General features: G+C 44.4%; 15 protein-coding genes and 1 riboswitch. Of the genes, 6 read left to right on the plus strand and 9 right to left on the minus strand.

Going from position 1 to position 16375, the window contains the following annotated elements; translation table 11 throughout:
- The first annotated feature begins 30 nt into the window (after positions 1 to 30).
- The 3 genes from AB4111_RS27315 (at position 31) to AB4111_RS27325 (ending at position 2704) form a co-directional block, all read left to right on the plus strand.
- On the plus strand, positions 31 to 264 hold the full coding sequence (locus AB4111_RS27315; protein ID WP_442034168.1) for a hypothetical protein: 234 nt from the start codon (positions 31 to 33) through the stop codon (positions 262 to 264).
- 38 nt (positions 265 to 302) lie between these two features.
- A complete protein-coding gene (locus tag AB4111_RS27320) occupies positions 303 to 1196 on the plus strand; it encodes a hypothetical protein (RefSeq protein WP_442034170.1) in 894 nt (297 codons plus the stop codon).
- 335 nt (positions 1197 to 1531) lie between these two features.
- Positions 1532 to 2704: a hypothetical protein gene (locus tag AB4111_RS27325; RefSeq protein WP_442034172.1), complete on the plus strand. Its 1173-nt coding sequence runs from the start codon at positions 1532 to 1534 to the stop codon at positions 2702 to 2704.
- Positions 2705 to 2858: 154 nt separating this feature from the next.
- Here AB4111_RS27325 and mmuM read toward each other — a convergent pair whose 3' ends face one another.
- The 8 genes from mmuM to AB4111_RS27365 form a co-directional block, all read right to left on the minus strand.
- Positions 2859 to 3899, minus strand: a complete 1041-nt coding sequence (gene mmuM / locus AB4111_RS27330) for a homocysteine S-methyltransferase (RefSeq protein WP_442034174.1) — start codon at positions 3897 to 3899, stop codon at positions 2859 to 2861.
- Complete coding sequence (gene mmuP, locus AB4111_RS27335; protein ID WP_442034176.1) at positions 3877 to 5289, minus strand: S-methylmethionine permease; 1413 nt, start codon at positions 5287 to 5289, stop codon at positions 3877 to 3879. Before mmuP ends, mmuM begins: the two co-directional genes overlap by 23 nt.
- Positions 5290 to 5380: 91 nt before the next feature.
- Positions 5381 to 5483: riboswitch (SAM riboswitch) on the minus strand.
- 70 nt (positions 5484 to 5553) lie between these two features.
- A complete protein-coding gene (locus AB4111_RS27340) occupies positions 5554 to 6756 on the minus strand; it encodes a Ger(x)C family spore germination protein (protein ID WP_442034178.1) in 1203 nt (400 codons plus the stop codon).
- On the minus strand, positions 6753 to 7853 hold the full coding sequence (locus tag AB4111_RS27345) for a GerAB/ArcD/ProY family transporter (RefSeq protein ID WP_442034180.1): 1101 nt from the start codon (positions 7851 to 7853) through the stop codon (positions 6753 to 6755). The genes AB4111_RS27340 and AB4111_RS27345 overlap by 4 nt, the downstream gene beginning before the upstream one ends.
- Positions 7854 to 7893: 40 nt before the next feature.
- Complete coding sequence (locus AB4111_RS27350) at positions 7894 to 9606, minus strand: spore germination protein (protein ID WP_442034182.1); 1713 nt, start codon at positions 9604 to 9606, stop codon at positions 7894 to 7896.
- Positions 9607 to 9754: 148 nt separating this feature from the next.
- On the minus strand, positions 9755 to 10675 hold the full coding sequence (locus AB4111_RS27355; protein ID WP_442034184.1) for a methyl-accepting chemotaxis protein: 921 nt from the start codon (positions 10673 to 10675) through the stop codon (positions 9755 to 9757).
- Between the two features lie 367 nt (positions 10676 to 11042).
- Positions 11043 to 11570 (minus strand): VOC family protein, encoded by a 528-nt coding sequence (locus AB4111_RS27360; RefSeq protein WP_442034186.1) that lies wholly within the window; start codon positions 11568 to 11570, stop codon positions 11043 to 11045.
- Between the two features lie 316 nt (positions 11571 to 11886).
- Positions 11887 to 12330 (minus strand): VOC family protein, encoded by a 444-nt coding sequence (locus AB4111_RS27365; protein WP_339305479.1) that lies wholly within the window; start codon positions 12328 to 12330, stop codon positions 11887 to 11889.
- Between the two features lie 87 nt (positions 12331 to 12417).
- Between AB4111_RS27365 and AB4111_RS27370 the strand changes: the two genes are divergently transcribed.
- Positions 12418 to 13389: a helix-turn-helix transcriptional regulator gene (locus AB4111_RS27370; RefSeq protein WP_442034189.1), complete on the plus strand. Its 972-nt coding sequence runs from the start codon at positions 12418 to 12420 to the stop codon at positions 13387 to 13389.
- A 35-nt stretch (positions 13390 to 13424) separates the two neighbouring features.
- Here AB4111_RS27370 and AB4111_RS27375 read toward each other — a convergent pair whose 3' ends face one another.
- Positions 13425 to 14621, minus strand: a complete 1197-nt coding sequence (locus tag AB4111_RS27375; protein ID WP_442034191.1) for an MFS transporter — start codon at positions 14619 to 14621, stop codon at positions 13425 to 13427.
- A 157-nt stretch (positions 14622 to 14778) separates the two neighbouring features.
- Here AB4111_RS27375 and AB4111_RS27380 point away from each other — a divergent pair, with 157 nt between their 5' ends.
- Positions 14779 to 15660: a LysR family transcriptional regulator gene (locus AB4111_RS27380; RefSeq protein ID WP_442034193.1), complete on the plus strand. Its 882-nt coding sequence runs from the start codon at positions 14779 to 14781 to the stop codon at positions 15658 to 15660.
- Positions 15661 to 15680: 20 nt separating this feature from the next.
- Positions 15681 to 16355, plus strand: a complete 675-nt coding sequence (locus AB4111_RS27385; protein WP_442034195.1) for a VOC family protein — start codon at positions 15681 to 15683, stop codon at positions 16353 to 16355.
- Positions 16356 to 16375 lie beyond the last annotated feature (20 nt).

Genomic DNA, 16375 nt, shown 5'->3' on the forward strand with positions numbered 1-16375 from the left:
TGGTATACTATGGTAAAGGAGTTAATTTCTTTGTACAACAAAAATAAAACGAGTAAATTGTTGAAGTGGGTAGCTTGGATTAGCATCATTCTATCCATTATTGCCGGTATTCTCGTTGGACAAAATGAGTTCAATGGCTTTCAATGGTCTTTGGCTCTTCCAGTTTTGATGAACGGCATTGTAGCAGGACTATTGTTACTAGGTGTTGCGGAGATCATAAGGTTGGTGCAGGATATTAAAAATGAAACGGTAGGTCCAGATTAAGCTGTTTGACCTCGATCTTTATTAAGGAGCTGTTTATTTTGAAATGGTTTTGTATTCGATTTTGTTTGTTGATCAGTATCCTGAGTGTAGGAGTGTTGTCACTTGGCATACCTTTGGCCTCCGCTAAGGCTGTGCCGCAGCTTGAATGGACCAAACAAATCGATTCTGGCAAATGGGGGGATGGATTCACTCCGCATTACTTCAGACTGGATTCGTCCGGTAACCTAAACATTCTGGTGAGAAAGGTTGTGAATGAGGACCTCATATATGTGGAGAACATTAGTGGTGAAACCGGGGACATCCGATGGTCCAAGCCAGAATCTGATTATGGTTCAACCAGTGATGGTTACATGTATACTTTCAAACCTGCTGAAACTGATGACTATGAAAGAAGATTTGATGATATTATTACGGTCTCGGATCTGACAACCGGTAAACCGATATGGTCCTCATTAAACCCTTACTTTCGTGAAGGTCAGTCCTCAGATTTCACCAAAAACGGAACAGCTTATTCTTTCACTTATCACAAAAACAAATATGTAACTCTTTATTATTATGATGAACTGGGACATCGAAGCAAAAAGCTTATTCTCCCCTATATGCAACACTACACAATAGAAGGCAATTTTATTTTAGGTCAACCGGGCAACAAAAGTCCGTATACTCACGTTTTTGATCTTTCTACAGGGAAGAAGCTAACGGTGCTGACCAATGAAACAACCTTGCCCTACGGGAATAGAGTTACGGATGATGGAACCCTAGTAACCCGGAAGTTTATCAATAACCGTGAACTTGAGTTGAGAGCGTACTCGCCTACGGGAGCTTTGAAATGGAAGTATGATTTCTCTTTTAAAAAGGGCCTCCCGAGATATTTATCATCCATGATCGTGTGCTGTATCTGGAACAAACCGCAGGCAATATCATGCTTATGAATTCCGATGGAAAATTCATTACAGGAGTAAATGAAAATCCGTTTTACATGCAAGGTGAGCCAAATAGCCCTCTGAAAATGGCAATCGATTTACAGAGTTTTATGTACATCCAATACACGGAACAGGGAATAGAACTCGTGATTAGAGATTCGAATAATCTGAGAGAGCTCTATCGGGTGTCGCAGAACGATTGGACCGATGTAAGGTTTAATCGAGATGAACTGTTCCTCAACAAGCAAAATGAACTATTTTTCATACCTTCCGACGGGCAGACAATAAGAAAGTATCAGTTACTTCCATAATCCAGAGAACATTACATAAGGAGTCTACCAATCATGAGTTTAAAACGAATCAACTATTGGCTTATAGCCAGCCTGTGCATCTTCCTTGCGATCCCATCTGAGCCAGCTCTGGCTAAAGATCTGCTGCAATTCCAATGGGGGTATGATATTACCAACGGCGGACAGAGTGCAACAAGCTCATATTCTATGAAGAGTGTTACGGACGCCATGGGGAATGAAAGTCTGCTCGTAACTAAAGCAGGCAAGAATAATGATTATTATATCGACAGTGTAGATGCCAAAACAGGGGAGCTACTTTGGTCGATTCCAACGGACAACGAGTACACGCTATCCGATGATGGATATATGTTTATTTTCCACGATAATCAAGTAAGTGCCAAGCATATAGCCACAGGTGAAATCCATTGGACAGCACCTCTGCCCGGGCCGCCAGAAGATTTTTTGAGATACTACGGGCCTGAGTCATCCTATCCAAGAGAGAATGGAAGTTTGTATGTGGTTGCGGACTCTGGTGATTTAAAAAGCAGTACACTCTACTATTACGATATCAACGGAAATTTAAGCCGAAATTTCAAGGTTCCGTATTTTATTGAAAAAATCACAGGAAATATTATTATTAGTAAAAAATTCAGTGATCATCCCGATTTCTACATAAGCAGCCTGACCACAGGAAAAAAAATTAAAACGATTACTGGCGGAAAAGGGTATAACCAGATTATGGGTCTATCCGATGATACATTGTTGCATTATAGTATTCACAAAAAAATTATGACGCTAAAAGCATACAACAGTTCAGGGAAAATCAGATGGACAAAAGAACTTCCTTATATTGATTACTCAACTGAAATTGTTGCATTGAAGGATCGTTTTTTGTTTGTAGATGCTAAAAATAAACGAATTAAGTTATATTCATCTGCGGGTAAGTTAATCGCTGAGAAGGCATATCTGCCCATACCAACCACCTATAACAGCTATTGGATGCCTCTTCATATGGCAGTTGATGGTACAAGTTTTATGTTTACAGCTAAAAAGAATGGAAATACCGAACTAATTATTATGGACACAAGCAACCTGAACGTTTTGTACACTTACAAAAATGGCGAATTTGATCTTAGTGAGGATCGTCTATTTTTAAATAACACAACGGGTCTGTACATCCTAAGCGACGAAGGTCGTACCTTAGTTAGCACTCGGTTAATTAAATAGCATAATCAGGGGCATCAGAAGAGGATTGTCCTCATGTTGTTATAAGCTAAATCACACTGAAAAAGCCCTCACCAATCCAGTAATGGATCGTGAGGGCTTTTTTATATTTGGTTGTATCTCTAGCTTTTTGGGGTACAACCCTACATCAAGTCTTTTATTTCCGCCACTTCTTCGCAAGCTCGCCAATCTGATGTGGCGTAGTTCGGCAACAGCCGCCAATAATTTTTGCCCCCGCAGCAACCCACTGTTCCGAAGCATCACTCATACTGCCACATGTACCCTGTCCACTCCACGTCTTCGTTGCTGCATCGTATACTTCTCCCGAGTTCGGATACACAATAACAGGTTTATCGCTGGTACGATTCAAAATACTCACTGCTTCCGTCACCACTTCCATGGGAGCACAGTTCAGGCCAATCGCAGCAATCTGCGGCTCGGAACCAAACAATTGTGCACATGTCTCAATCGGCGTGCCCTCACTGATTGCCGTCCCATCTTTCAAGGAGAAAGATAGCCAGGCATACGCATGAGGAAACTCCTTCAGCAAATCAACCAGCACCTGTGCTTCCTGCAAGGATGGAATGGTCTCAAAAGCCAGAATATCAGCACCCGCTTCAAGCAACGCGGCCATCCGCGGACGATGGAATGCAGCCAATGTCTCATCTGACACACCGTAGTGACCGATGTATTCCGATCCATCAGCTAGATAAGCGCCGTAGGGTCCAACGGATGCAGCAACCATCGGTCGTGGCCGGGCCAAGCCCCCTGTCTCTAGGACATCAGACGTTTGTTGTGCCGTTCCGATGACCAGATTGCCCTCCAGTTTGACTTCCGTGTTTTCTACTCCGCCTCCCTGCACTTCTGCCCATACGTTATCTCTCGCCTGTGCAGCCAGCTCCACCGTCTTGCGAATCAGGTCCAACGCTTCTTGCTCACCGATTCCTCTCTTGCGGAAGCCATCCACCGTGGCTTGATAACTGGATGTAATCGCACAGTCGGCTCCTGCCCGGAAATAATCCGCATGGACCTGAACAATAACATCCGGATTCTCAAGCAACACACGAGCCGACCATAATGGATCATCCAGATCACATCCATGCTGTTCGAGTTCTGTTGCCAGCGCTCCATCCAGAATCATGACCGGATGTTCACGCAGGATCTGTTCTATGGGGTTAGTCTGTTGTGTTTGCGTCATATACTTGTCCTCTTTTCTTATTCACACGTTCTGTCAGGTAATAAGCTGCGTAACATACTGCGATAAACGGAACCCCACAATACAGCGCAATTCGCTGTGTTGGGTCGAAGGCAATACCTATGCATGAAGCCAGGCATAATATAAATGAAACAATCGGTACCACCGGATACAGTGGTGTGCGGTAGACCAGATTTTTGACCGCGTGTCCTTCCCGGATATACTGTCTGCGGAACATGAACTGGGAAGCACTGATGCTCATCCATACGGCAACGACAGCCAGACCTGAGATGGAGACCAGAGTAATATATACTGTACCTGGGGCAATGATGCTGGACAGCAAAGCCAGTGCACCCCCCACCATACTGATCAGAAGTGCATTCAGCGGTACCCCGCGCTTGGTCAGTTTGGCAAACCAAGGGGAGATCGTCTTTTTATCTGCCAGAGACCAGAGCATTCGTGACGAAGCATACAGACCTGAATTCGCAGCAGAGAGAATCGCCGTCAGAATAACAAAGTTCATAATGTCTGCTGCATAGGGTACACCCACCCGCTCCATTACCGCTACAAACGGACTTTCCAGTACACTGGCATCCGACATGGGCAGCAAAGCCGACAAGATAATAATCGTTCCGATGAAAAAAATAACCAACCGCCACAGCGTGGTATGAATAGCTTTGGGAATCGTCTTTTCCGGATTCTCCGTTTCTCCAGCGGCAATACCGATTAACTCGGTGCCTGAGAATGCAAAGTTAACAGCAAGCATGGTCATCAATATCGCTGTAGCCCCATGAGGGAACCACCCGGATGCTGTAATATTGGAAAGGAATGGAGTCGGTTCAGAATCCGCCATGGGGATGAACCCAAACATAGCTGCACCACCGATAATAATGAAGACTACGATGGTAACTACTTTCACAGATGAGAACCAGAACTCAGATTCTGCGAATAATTTTACCGTTAAAGCATTGAACAAAAAGATCATCAGTGCAAAAAGCGCGCTCCATATCCATACGTTTACCGATGGGAACCAGCGCTGCATCAACAGACCGGCGGCTGTGAATTCGGAGCCAAGCGCAACAGTCCAGGTTAACCAGTACAACCAAGCCACCGTGTAACCTGTTGCTGGTCCGATATATTTAGCTGCATAACTATGAAATGCTCCCGTCTCCGGCATATGAACAGACAGTTCACCAAGACAGAGCATGACCAAATATACTACGATGGCTCCAATCAGGTAGGAAAGAATAGTTCCCAGTGGTCCCGCCTGCTGAATCGTGTAACCCGAGCTCAGGAATAATCCCGTTCCAATGACTCCACCCAGAGAGAGCATGACCACATGCCGTGCCTGCATTTTCCGCTGAAAATGCCCTTTGTCGTTGTTGTTCTCCATACCTGCTGCTCCCTACTTCTTCATCCAGAAAAAACAAAAAAGACCCACTCTTCCTAAAGAGTGCGCCGTTACTGACAAATAAAAACAAACGCTCCTATCTATCAGGCTGTTCACCCGCTGGAATTAGCACAGTATCCTTCAGATCTGTTGCTGAGGTTTCTAAGGGCCAGTCCCTCCACCTCTCTGGATAAGAAAATGATTTTTTATAAATATAGCGATCTATCATGAATGTGTCAACATTTAAATCATAAATGGCACATCTCGCTATTCTGTAGAAGACCCTGGATTGGTGATGGTGGTCTTAACCTCATACGTGATCGGCACGGTGCTAAAAATTTTATCCCAATCATCTTTGACTTTCTTCCATGTTTTTGGATGTTTAATACGCAAGCTATCCCGAAATTCCCCTACATCGACTTTATAGGTATGCTGAAGTTTGGACAATACCTGACGAATCTGTTGTTCGGCCAGCTCAGCAAAATCCTTTTCCAATTCTCTGAGATATTCACCTTTCTCCTCTTCCTCGGGAGCGCGCCAATCCTCCATCAGCCAGCCTTCCGATTCAGTCTTCACATGAAATGAAATATCATTGCCAACCACCTTCGGAATAATTTTCACTTTTTTCTTCTTGATTTCATATACGACGGTGAATCCTTGCTTGTTATGTGTTTTTAAGACACCTCCTTTTTTTTTGGAATTGAGCCATGACAGACCTTCTAGATCTGTTTGACTAAGTTCTCCAATGAATTTGGTTGTTTTTCCATCAAAGATGCTGCCCCCAGAGAACTTGTCCTCTCCATGGGAATACAACACATTCTGAAGCAGAAAGCTGGTACCGGACTGCATTTGAGCGTCTAATTTAGACAGTAATACAGGATCCAAAATTTTGTTGGACAAATACGAATTGTTCGTAATTCCTGTGAGATAAAATGCCGGAATCCGAGACGGGTCCTGTGAAGTCAACACATCTAATGCACGATGATGACTGATCAGCACCAGGCAGTTCGGTCGAATATCATTATCCCGTAGTACAAAATCAAGTAATTGATTCAAACCATATTTTTTGGCAATATCCTTGGAGACGACGATAACTTTCAGATGATGTCCAATGAGGGGCCGATCCCGCCTTAACGCAAACTGACGGAAGATTTGCAACATGGAATCTCCACTGAGCTGTTCATTGGAGTAGGATGTTTTACCGGAAGAAGGCGAACCGGATTGTTGGCTCGATTGACTATTGGTGATGCCTGGAGCAATCTGCACCGTAGCGGTCACATAGTTCTTCTTAGGATATGTTCCTCCCTGTTCAGCGATGTCTTTTTCAAATGCTGTCTCTTTACCGACATCAATTCCAAGACCGACATAGAGACTTAGATCCTCTATTTCCCGACTGCTCCAGCATCCGGATATCAATAACAGAATGCACAAGGCAGAAGCTACACGTAAGAGCATACGAAATGGTGTCATGCATGCTTGCCTCCTTTTTTGCGAATCAGACTTAACAACAGTAGGACCAGAGGTAAAATGGCGAATAGAATCACGGATACATTGCCGAGCATATCCCCAAGTTTAAAGGTATCATCCACCGTTTTAGGCATCATTGCTGTCACATAAATGAACGGAAGCAGACCATACATAATGCCCTTGATTTTTTTGGAACGGAACAAATCACGAATGCCCACCGACGCGCAATAATGTGTAATCGCTGTAGTCGAAAAGATTTGCATAATCCAGATGACCAACAATAAGGATTCGAACCGTTCAAATATCAAACCTTGTATCTCGAAGCTTCTTACCAAATCCAGCGTTGGCCAAGTCCGTGTTTTGATTCCATCAAGGGATAGGCTACCTACAACCATAACAACAGTAATCAAATAGATTGCGGTCGTTATGAATATCCCCCAACTCATTGCCATATTGCTCTTCTTTGGATTTTTCATATAAGCAGTCATGATTAGCATCACCTCATACCCCGTATATGACAATAGAGAAGGCTTCAGTCCTTTGAAAACGGGCATAAGCCCCTCCCCGAGCACCGGTCTTAGATTCCCAATCTCAAATAGCTGATTACTCAGCAGAATTTCAATCACAAAGATAATGATTGTAATCGGCAGAATAATCTCGAACACACGTACAATGACACCAAGCCCACCTGAGATCATATATATACCGATCCACATGAAGACCATAATAATCGCCCATGTGGGGGTGCGTTCAAGCAGATACATCCCTGTTACTTCAGCCATGACTCTAATTTCGAATGCGGCAATCACCATAAAGTACATAATCATGGCAAATCCCAATATGTAAGCAATCCAGCTCCCCGTAATTTCACGGGTGAACTGGAATACCGTTTTCCCTGGAAATCTGCGACATAAGGTTACCAGTACAATTCCGACACCTGCAATAATCAGTCCCGACAGAATAATGGATATCCAGACATCCGGTGTTCCGACAGCCTTACTGGTCGTTCGAGGTAACGTCAAGATCCCGGCACCAAGCATGTAATTGACAATAATGACAACGGCCTGTGTCGTGGTTATCTTTTGTGGGGAGCCATTCACTTCATTTCACCTCCAGACCTCTTGTCCATAAGAATTCAAATTATTCTTTTCGATCCTTGTCGATTGGTTTATTCATATCGGGACGCATTCTCATCATGTTTAACGGAGCACGTATAACGAAATCCTTCCAGTCATTCATATGATAAGGAACCGCTGGTGCAACATAAGGTACGCCGAAACTGGAGAGTCGTGCCAGATGCGTGCATACAAGCAGAAAAAACATAACCACACCATAAAGACCAAGAATAGCTGCACTAAACATCGCGGCAAATCGTAGAATTCGCAGCGTTAACCCTGCACTATAGACAGGAATCGTAAAGGAAGAGATCGCTGTAACCGCAACGACAATAACCAGGAATTGGCTTATGATTCCTGCTTGTACTGCTGCTTGCCCAATAATCAGACCTCCAACGATACCCATCGCAGGCGCAATCGGTTTAGGCAGCCGTATCCCTGCCTCTCTCAGAATTTCAATGGAAATTTCCATGATCAGTACTTCAATGATCGAAGGAAACGGTACTCCTGTCCGCGTTTCAATAATCGTCAGAACCAGCTTGGTCGGGATAAGACCAGGGTGGAACGAAATAAACGAAATATAGAGTGCAGGAGCGAGCAATGCCAGCATCGCAGCTACAAAACGCAGCATGCGCAAAAAGGTTCCTGGAATCCAGCGTTCATAATAATCTTCGGGAGATTGGAGCAACATGCTAAAGGTCACGGGTACAACGAGCACAAATGGCGTCCCATCCAACAGAATAGCCACCCGACCTTCCAGCAAAGCACCGATTACCCGGTCAGGCCTTTCCGTATTTAGTACCTGCTGAAAAGGACTTAGGGTACTGTCTTCAATGAGCTGCTCCACATAACCAGATTCCAGCATCGAATCCATATCCATCTCTTCGATTCGCTTGCAGACCTCCGTTACGAGTTTGGGATCTGCAATATCCTGAATATAGGCTATCGCCAAATCTTTTTTGATTCGTGAACCCACTTCATACTTCTGAATAAACAGGCTCTGATCACTTCCGTAACGACGTAAAATGCCTGTATTATCGCTTAATTGCTCTGTAAAACCAATCCGAGGCCCACGGATCAATCCTTCGGACACAGGTTCATTCACGCCTCGTGATTTGATCTTGTGGCCTCCAATTAATAAAGCACCTGGTAAACCATCAACCAACAGTGCATTTTTTCCGAAAAGCACGCCAACGGAGAGCTCTTGGAGAGACTTAGTCTCCTCAACCAGGCTGACAGGAAGTAATTGATCCTTCAGATATGCCGACAGTAGGTGTGCGTTGTCTGGATGAAGGAACCCCTCCTGCTTAAGTAGGGGAACACCTTCTAACATTAACGGTGTAATTAAATGATCATCTACTAAGTCCTGATCTACCAGGCCTTCGGTGTAGATGACCGCAGCCCGTGTATTCGTTCCCCTAATCGTAAATTCCCGAATATGCACATCTGCATTTTTGCCAAAGCTTTCTTTTACGCTAATCAAATTTGTATTATAGTTCTCCGTTAATTTAATATTGGCATAATGACCTGTCTCGGTTCCTTGGCCCTGTCCTTTGGCTGCTGGCGAGATATCCTTCGAGGATATAGTAGGTTGCTTCGAACGAGAGAAGCTTCCACGCTTAATGGCGGCATTGATCCAGCGCGTAGTCATGGTAATCCCAATCGGAATAATGAAAACCAAGAATGCCTGAATCCATATGGGCCCTTTTGGCACGTAGGATAGAATTGTTGACCACATGTTCCCACCCCTACATTTCTCTGCATGTGAAGCTGCAGGTATTCCCAAGTATTGTGTCCCCGTTTGATCACAATAATTCCCGCTTTTTTGTGTGCTGAACGACAAAAAAAGCGGTTCCTGTGTAAGGAACCGCTATCACTATATATTCTTATACGATTCTGGTTACATGCTCCGCCTTGGCATCCAGCAAGTGAGCCGATGCAGCAATTGCCATAAAGTCATTCAATGCGATCTCAATCTGCTTCTGGCTCCGCTCGACGTATTCCTCTACTTTTTGCGTGCCACCTGTAATATTACCAATTTCCTTGGTTATTCCAGTCACGCTATCACGAATCTCATTGATCGAACTCTCCACCATTGCGGATAATTTCTTGACTTCCTTAGCCACGATATCGAATCCTCGACCGTATTCCCCTGCATGTGCAGCCTCAATGGCGGCATTTAATGCAAGCAACTGTGTCTGTGATGAAATCTCGCGTATGGTTCGTACCACGCCCTGAATCGATCCCGCTTGTTCCTGAAGATGAGTCAGTGTTGCACGATTAGTAGCCGACACCTCTGAGATATAGGAGATACTGGACATTAATTCCTGGCTCCGTTCAATGCCTACATCTGCCTGCCCATTCAGCTCATGTGACATCGTTTTCAGCTCATTCACTACGACCGAAATGTTGTTCTGACGGTTGGTGATGTTGGTGGCAATTTTGGAGACACCCAGTATCTTCTGATTCATCTCATCGTACACCGGCATATACGTCGCCTCAAGCCATACGGAATTCCCCTTTGCATCCTTGCGTTCAACCTTATCTTGAAAGCTGACACCATTTAATATACTATTCCAAAAATCATCATATTCAGGGGTATTCGCAAAATTGCCAAGGCATAATTGTTGATGCTTCATGCCATACATCTCTTCTACCGTATAGCCCATGGTCTGGGCAAAAACTTCATTCACATAAGTTACCCGTCGATCCAGATCGAATCGAATAATAGCCAGACTTTTCTCCATCGCCTTGATGACCAGTGCATCGGTGACAACATCTTTCTTTTCCATAGCTAATACAGGCACTTGATAACCCCCACAGTTCATTCCATAATAGACAGCCTTTTAACTAGCAAAACAACGATCACAACAACATATGTATCCATCAGGTTCTAATGACTCTATTATTGATACCCAATTTGCAGCATTTTGGATCACCTGTTGTCATTTATTTTTAAAAGAGAATCTGCTGCACTTTATCCGCTGGCAATGGCTTATCCCATCCGTAAAATGTCTCTGTATCTACTTTTACGTATCGTAACATAAAGCAAAGAAGCATACACTTCTGTATTTCTAACAATTTTTCTGTTTTTTAGTAACCGTTTATCCCCTATATACAAGAAAAACAGGACGATTCGTCACGCATCGACCTGTTTCTTATCCATTCTCATCTTTATTCCTTTTTTCGTGGTGTCCAGCGCTTCGCTTCACTGTGATTCGGATACTGTATGCCCGCAGGGTAGGAGATCAGCTCGATCAGCATCCCCCACGGCGCCCTTCCATACACAAACTGATTACCTTCCCCGCCTTCAATATGACCGGACAGTGCTCCAGGCTCTGTCAGCAATACCCCGCCTGCTTCCTTGAAGCGTTGTGCAGCTTCTTGCATATCGTCCACATACAACGCCATATGCTGCAATCCGTAATCCGATGCCCTGACTGGCTCTGATTGCGCTGTATTCGCGTACTGAAATAACTCCATACTGGCGCTCTCTCCGAGCGATAACATCCGAATATGAATAACCTTTGCTCCTGAACGCAGTCCTAATTTACGCTCTGCCTCAGGCCCTTCCTGTGGCGGATCATCCGGCGTTATATGGTCATAGGCAAGTTGAGCTCCAAAAGCCTCTTGTAGAAATAGAGTCGCCTGCTCCATGTCCGGTACAGTTATTCCAATATGGTCGATACCTCTCGTAATCATGTTATCCCTTCTTTCCTTTATCCACTGAACTTACTTGTACTTTGCAAAATCCATACCTATATGATTTACACGAAAAGTGTCGCTACAACCATTACCCATTCCCCTACATGCGCCAGCAAGGGCGACATTTCCAGATGCGAAAAAATGACTAGCTCAAGCGTTAACGCTCAGCAAATAAATGAACGGTAGTGCCTGATACTTGATATGAAGTAACGTTTGGACTTGCGGGACCTTCTGGCTGCTCAAACGACCTTGTATAGAAACGAACAAAGAAGAGCGCATGATATCCATGGCTCTTCTTTTTAATGTTTTTAATTTAAAAATCATGCACCGTCACACATAGCTGAATCGCAATGCCAAACGGGTCCCGCACAATGCCATAACCTGGACTAAATTCATTTTGCTCGTAAGGTACCAGTACCTTCACGCCCTCATGTTGCATCAGAGAATGATACAGTTGATCGATGGTATGTTTATCCTTGGATTGAATACATAGTGACGTGCTGTTCCCCAGCTGCCATGCTCTCTCTGTGTCCATTGCTTCTTCCGCAATCATGACTTTGTTAACCCCAATCTCAAGTACCGAATGTGTAATATACTCATCTTGACCGGCAGGGTACTCGAAGCCCGGATTCATCTCCTTCATCTCTTTATAACTTTTCTTGAATATGACTTTAGCGCCCAGAAACTCCTCATAAAAAGCAATGGCTGCTGCCGCATCCCCGTTCATCGACAAAAATGGTATCACTTCAAAATTCATTTTATTGCCTCCTTGTTCCTATTGGATTACACTTATCACTATAACAACAAAAGGTGCCAGACTATGGCACCATTAAGAGGGTTTGATATGAAAAAATCAGAACGTATAAATCAGATGCTGCGCTTTATTAATCAAAAACAACAGTTCACCCTGCAAGATCTTATGCAGGAGTTCCAGATCTCCAAACGAACCGCGATAAGAGATATCGCTTCATTGGAAGAGATGGGTGCACCCATCTATGTCGAATATGGACGCTACGGCGGATATAGACTGCTGCAACAGATGCAGCTGCCTCCCATTTCATTTAATACGGGTGAGCTTCATGCCCTTTATTTTGCGATGCAGGCCCTCCGCAGCTTCTCCAGCTTACCCTTTGAAGTCTCTTTCCGTACCATTCATGAGAAATTTATGAGCGCATTATCCGACAAGCAGCGACAGGATATTGAGAACATCCAACACCGGGTTTCCTTCCAACATACGGAGCAGATCCGAGATAGTGCACATTTGGAGTTTCTGTTGATGGCCGCTGTGCAGAATATAGTGATCCAGATTACGTATGCTCATCAACGTAGATCCCATGATCAAAGGCCATCTCTTCGCACCATTCAACCCATCGCACTCTATGCGAGGAAAGGCTACTGGTATTGCCAGGCCTATGATCTGCATAAACAAGCGTACCGAGTATTCCGTTGCGACCGGATCATTTCAGCCGAAGTGTCCGACATTGAACCTTTGGCTCACGTTATTGAACTTCATCCACAGGATACCCATTCGTTATGGGAACCATCACCAGATGCTATTCCATTTCAATGTCGGATTGACGAAGCCGGGGTTGAACTTTTCCAGCAAGAACATTTTCCATCCATGCAGATCTTACACGTCAAAGAATCGGATAATGAATCGGCACACATGCTTCTTGTGGGTTCGTATGAGACTCATGAACTTGATTTCATTGTTCGGTACCTCGCAGGATTCGGTAAATCCATTCGAATTATGGAACCCGACACGTTAAAGGAATCATTGCGACAGTATTATATGGACTTGTTAGATCACGTATAAAGATTATATTTCTACACCCATTTAACTTTACATGACTAATAGCTCCGCTCCTGGACAACAACTTTTGAACTTTTTTTATTGCCAATAGCTAATTGAACAATAATCTGGAACACGATGATGATAGCCAAACCGTAGAATGCTTGCACAAAGCTGTCTGTCAGATCGTGGAGCCAACCTATCGCCAGCGGCCCAAGGGCTCCAAGAATATAGCCACCAGATTGAGTCATGGCTGACCAGCTGCTGGCTTCCTGAGCATTGCTTGTCTCATCAATCGGCAACATCAGTGCGATCGGGAATAGTCCACCTGCACCAATACCAAGCGGAATCGCCGCGAGCCATGGGCTGACAGAGAGATTGAGCATCAGAACACCTATCAATTCCAACAGCGCACATCCAACAAGCCAGAATACACGTCTTTGGTACCGATGTACAAGCATGGGAATGAATAACGTTGAGGGCAGCGATATCAATGTGAATAACGTTTGAATGTTGCCAGCAGTCTCTTGGCTATATCCCTGACTTTGAATGGCTGGTGCAAGCCAAGCGGTTAATGAATAGAAGATCGCTGCCATCAGTCCGAAGAACAATGTCAGCACCCATGCACGCCTGTTCTTCACCGGAAGTGGTGCATGAATGACAGACGAAGTTTGTCCGGATTGTCGATCTGTACGCGCAGACCAGGCTAACTTTAACCAGATCGGCAATGCAATGGCTGCGAGTAATGCCCATGTGGCCAAAGACCCTTTCCAAGACCCACCCAGCGTATGCTGGAGTGGAACCGATAACCCCACACTAATGCTGGCCCCCATCACCATCGCTGTAGAGTAGATGCCTACCATGGCTGCCACTCGGTTAGGGAAATACTGCTTAATGAAGCTGGATAACAGAGGCCCTGCCAAAGCAATCCCTACACCTGACAAAAAAGAAGTAAACATCATCAACGGAGTTGTACCCACGAACAATCGTAATCCTGTACCTATCCCAATAAGGATTATAGCCAGTACAATGGCACCTTCGTTCCCCCACCTTCGACTTAATCTTACGGAGAACGGAGCGAATATGCCCATACATAATACCGGCAGTGTAGTTAACAAACTGGCCATCATGCCACTCAACCCCAGATCATTCTGTATGGTGCTCATCAGAGGAGATATGGAGGTAATGGGTGGTCTTAAGTTTAGTGAAGCCAGAATCAACGCCAATACAATATAAAAAGTTTCATTATGAATCACCTCATGGTAGTAATAGTAGTTGCATGTACCAAGATCTTATTAATCAGAGAAAGGCTCTTGGCTGGCACATGACTAAGTATAGATTCATTAGAATGATTGAACAATACTATTATTTCTATTAAAATGATTACTAAAACCAATGATTGAAGGTGAATTCATGGAGATTCGTCAGATGGAAAACTTTATTACCGTGTGTGAGGAGCTTCATTTTACTCGGGCTGCTGAGAAACTTGGCATATCTCAACCTACGTTGAGTCAACAAATACGTGGGTTGGAGGATGAACTTGGTGTTCCTTTGTTTGACCGTGTCGGCAAAAAGATTGTAATGACCCAGGCAGGCACTCTGTTTCTGGAGCACTGTGTACAGATGATCCGGCATTTAAAGAATACTCAAGATGCGCTAGCAGAATTCCGCAATGATCAGCGAGGTCGGTTAGTCATTGGTGTTCTTCCATCCGATTTGGATTACCGCATCACTCCATTGCTCGTTGATTTTCATGCCCGATTCCCCAAAGTGCAATTGAAGGTTATTTCTTCGATCTATGTCGTGAATCAAGTGTTGGAAAATGAAGTCGACATCGGCATTGAGATCACATCTGCCCCTGATGATCGGCTTGTACGCATTCCTTTGTGCAGTGAAGAATATGTACTGGTCGTTTCCGAGAATCATGATTGGGCAGAACGAGGTACGATTGGAATCCAGGAACTGCGTGATATTCAAACGGTGATGTTCCCCGAAGGATTTACGGGTAGAGAATTGGTTGACGGTTATTGCCGTAAATACGGATTCACCCTCAATACCATCATGGAGACCAGTTCGGCAACCTCGATCATTAGTCTGGTCAAAGCCAACGTTGGAGGAACACTGCTGCCTTATCCTCTGATCCAAGCCATGAATGAACCCTCGTTACGATGCATTCGAATTACAGACGATCCGCCATACCGACACTTTGAGATCATCCATCGCTCCGACCGTTACCTGACGCAATCCGCCAAGGCATTTATTGAGAAGACGATCGAGTATTTCAATCAAAGGTGAGTTTAAAAGGAGAGATTGTAATGATAATAAGAGAAGTTGGTTTGTTGACACATCAGATCGAGGCCATGAGAGAGTTTTACGGTACACTACTGGAATTGGATCTTACGGAGGATAATACAACATTCGTTTCATTCACTGCGGGGAACTCGGTCCTATCTTTCAAAAAGGCGCCAGAACAAGAGAATCCCTACTATCATGTAGCGTTTACGATTCCAACGAATAAACTCGCTGATGCGAAAAGGTGGGCCCAAGACCGTAACATTCCATTGCTCTCCAAAGATGGACAGGATGAATTTTATTTCCCCTACTGGGATGCAACAGCCTTCTATTTCTATGATTCAAGCGGCAACTTGATGGAATTCATCGCTCACCATTCACTCGATAATGCAGTAGATGAAGCTTTTGAAGCGAAGCATCTGTTATGTATTAGTGAAATCGGCTTGCCTGTGGATGATGTTCCTGAGACGATGAGCACATTGAATGGGCATTTTCAACTTGAACCCTTTGCCGGAGACGGAAAACAATTCTCCCCTACGGGTGACGCAGAAGGCATGTTTATTGTCATTGATAAAAAAATGCCTTGGTTCCCTGATGGCCGTATGCCTGGTGTATTTGCCGCGGAGGTTAAGGTGGAAACTGGCAAGCCCGGTAGTCTACATTTACAGGACGGTCTCTACTCTATTGTTTCAATTTGAAGTAAGAACATGCTGACTGA

It is taken from the genome of Paenibacillus sp. 2KB_22 (assembly GCF_052115745.1).
In the GTDB taxonomy this organism is placed as follows: Bacteria; Bacillota; Bacilli; order Paenibacillales; family Paenibacillaceae; genus Paenibacillus.

Bases quoted from the DNA above. Each gene is read 5' to 3' on its own strand.
- AB4111_RS27325 (WP_442034172.1), top strand. From the start codon at position 1,532: ATGAGTTTAAAACGAATCAACTATTGGCTTATAGCCAGCCTGTGCATC.
- AB4111_RS27350 (WP_442034182.1), bottom strand. From the start codon at position 9,606: ATGTGGTCAACAATTCTATCCTACGTGCCAAAAGGGCCCATATGGATT.
- AB4111_RS27385 (WP_442034195.1), top strand. From the start codon at position 15,681: ATGATAATAAGAGAAGTTGGTTTGTTGACACATCAGATCGAGGCCATG.
- mmuP (WP_442034176.1), bottom strand. From the start codon at position 5,289: ATGGAGAACAACAACGACAAAGGGCATTTTCAGCGGAAAATGCAGGCA.
- mmuM (WP_442034174.1), bottom strand. From the start codon at position 3,899: ATGACGCAAACACAACAGACTAACCCCATAGAACAGATCCTGCGTGAA.
- AB4111_RS27365 (WP_339305479.1), bottom strand. From the start codon at position 12,330: ATGAATTTTGAAGTGATACCATTTTTGTCGATGAACGGGGATGCGGCA.
- AB4111_RS27360 (WP_442034186.1), bottom strand. From the start codon at position 11,570: ATGATTACGAGAGGTATCGACCATATTGGAATAACTGTACCGGACATG.
- AB4111_RS27380 (WP_442034193.1), top strand. From the start codon at position 14,779: ATGGAGATTCGTCAGATGGAAAACTTTATTACCGTGTGTGAGGAGCTT.
- AB4111_RS27340 (WP_442034178.1), bottom strand. From the start codon at position 6,756: ATGACACCATTTCGTATGCTCTTACGTGTAGCTTCTGCCTTGTGCATT.
- AB4111_RS27370 (WP_442034189.1), top strand. From the start codon at position 12,418: ATGAAAAAATCAGAACGTATAAATCAGATGCTGCGCTTTATTAATCAA.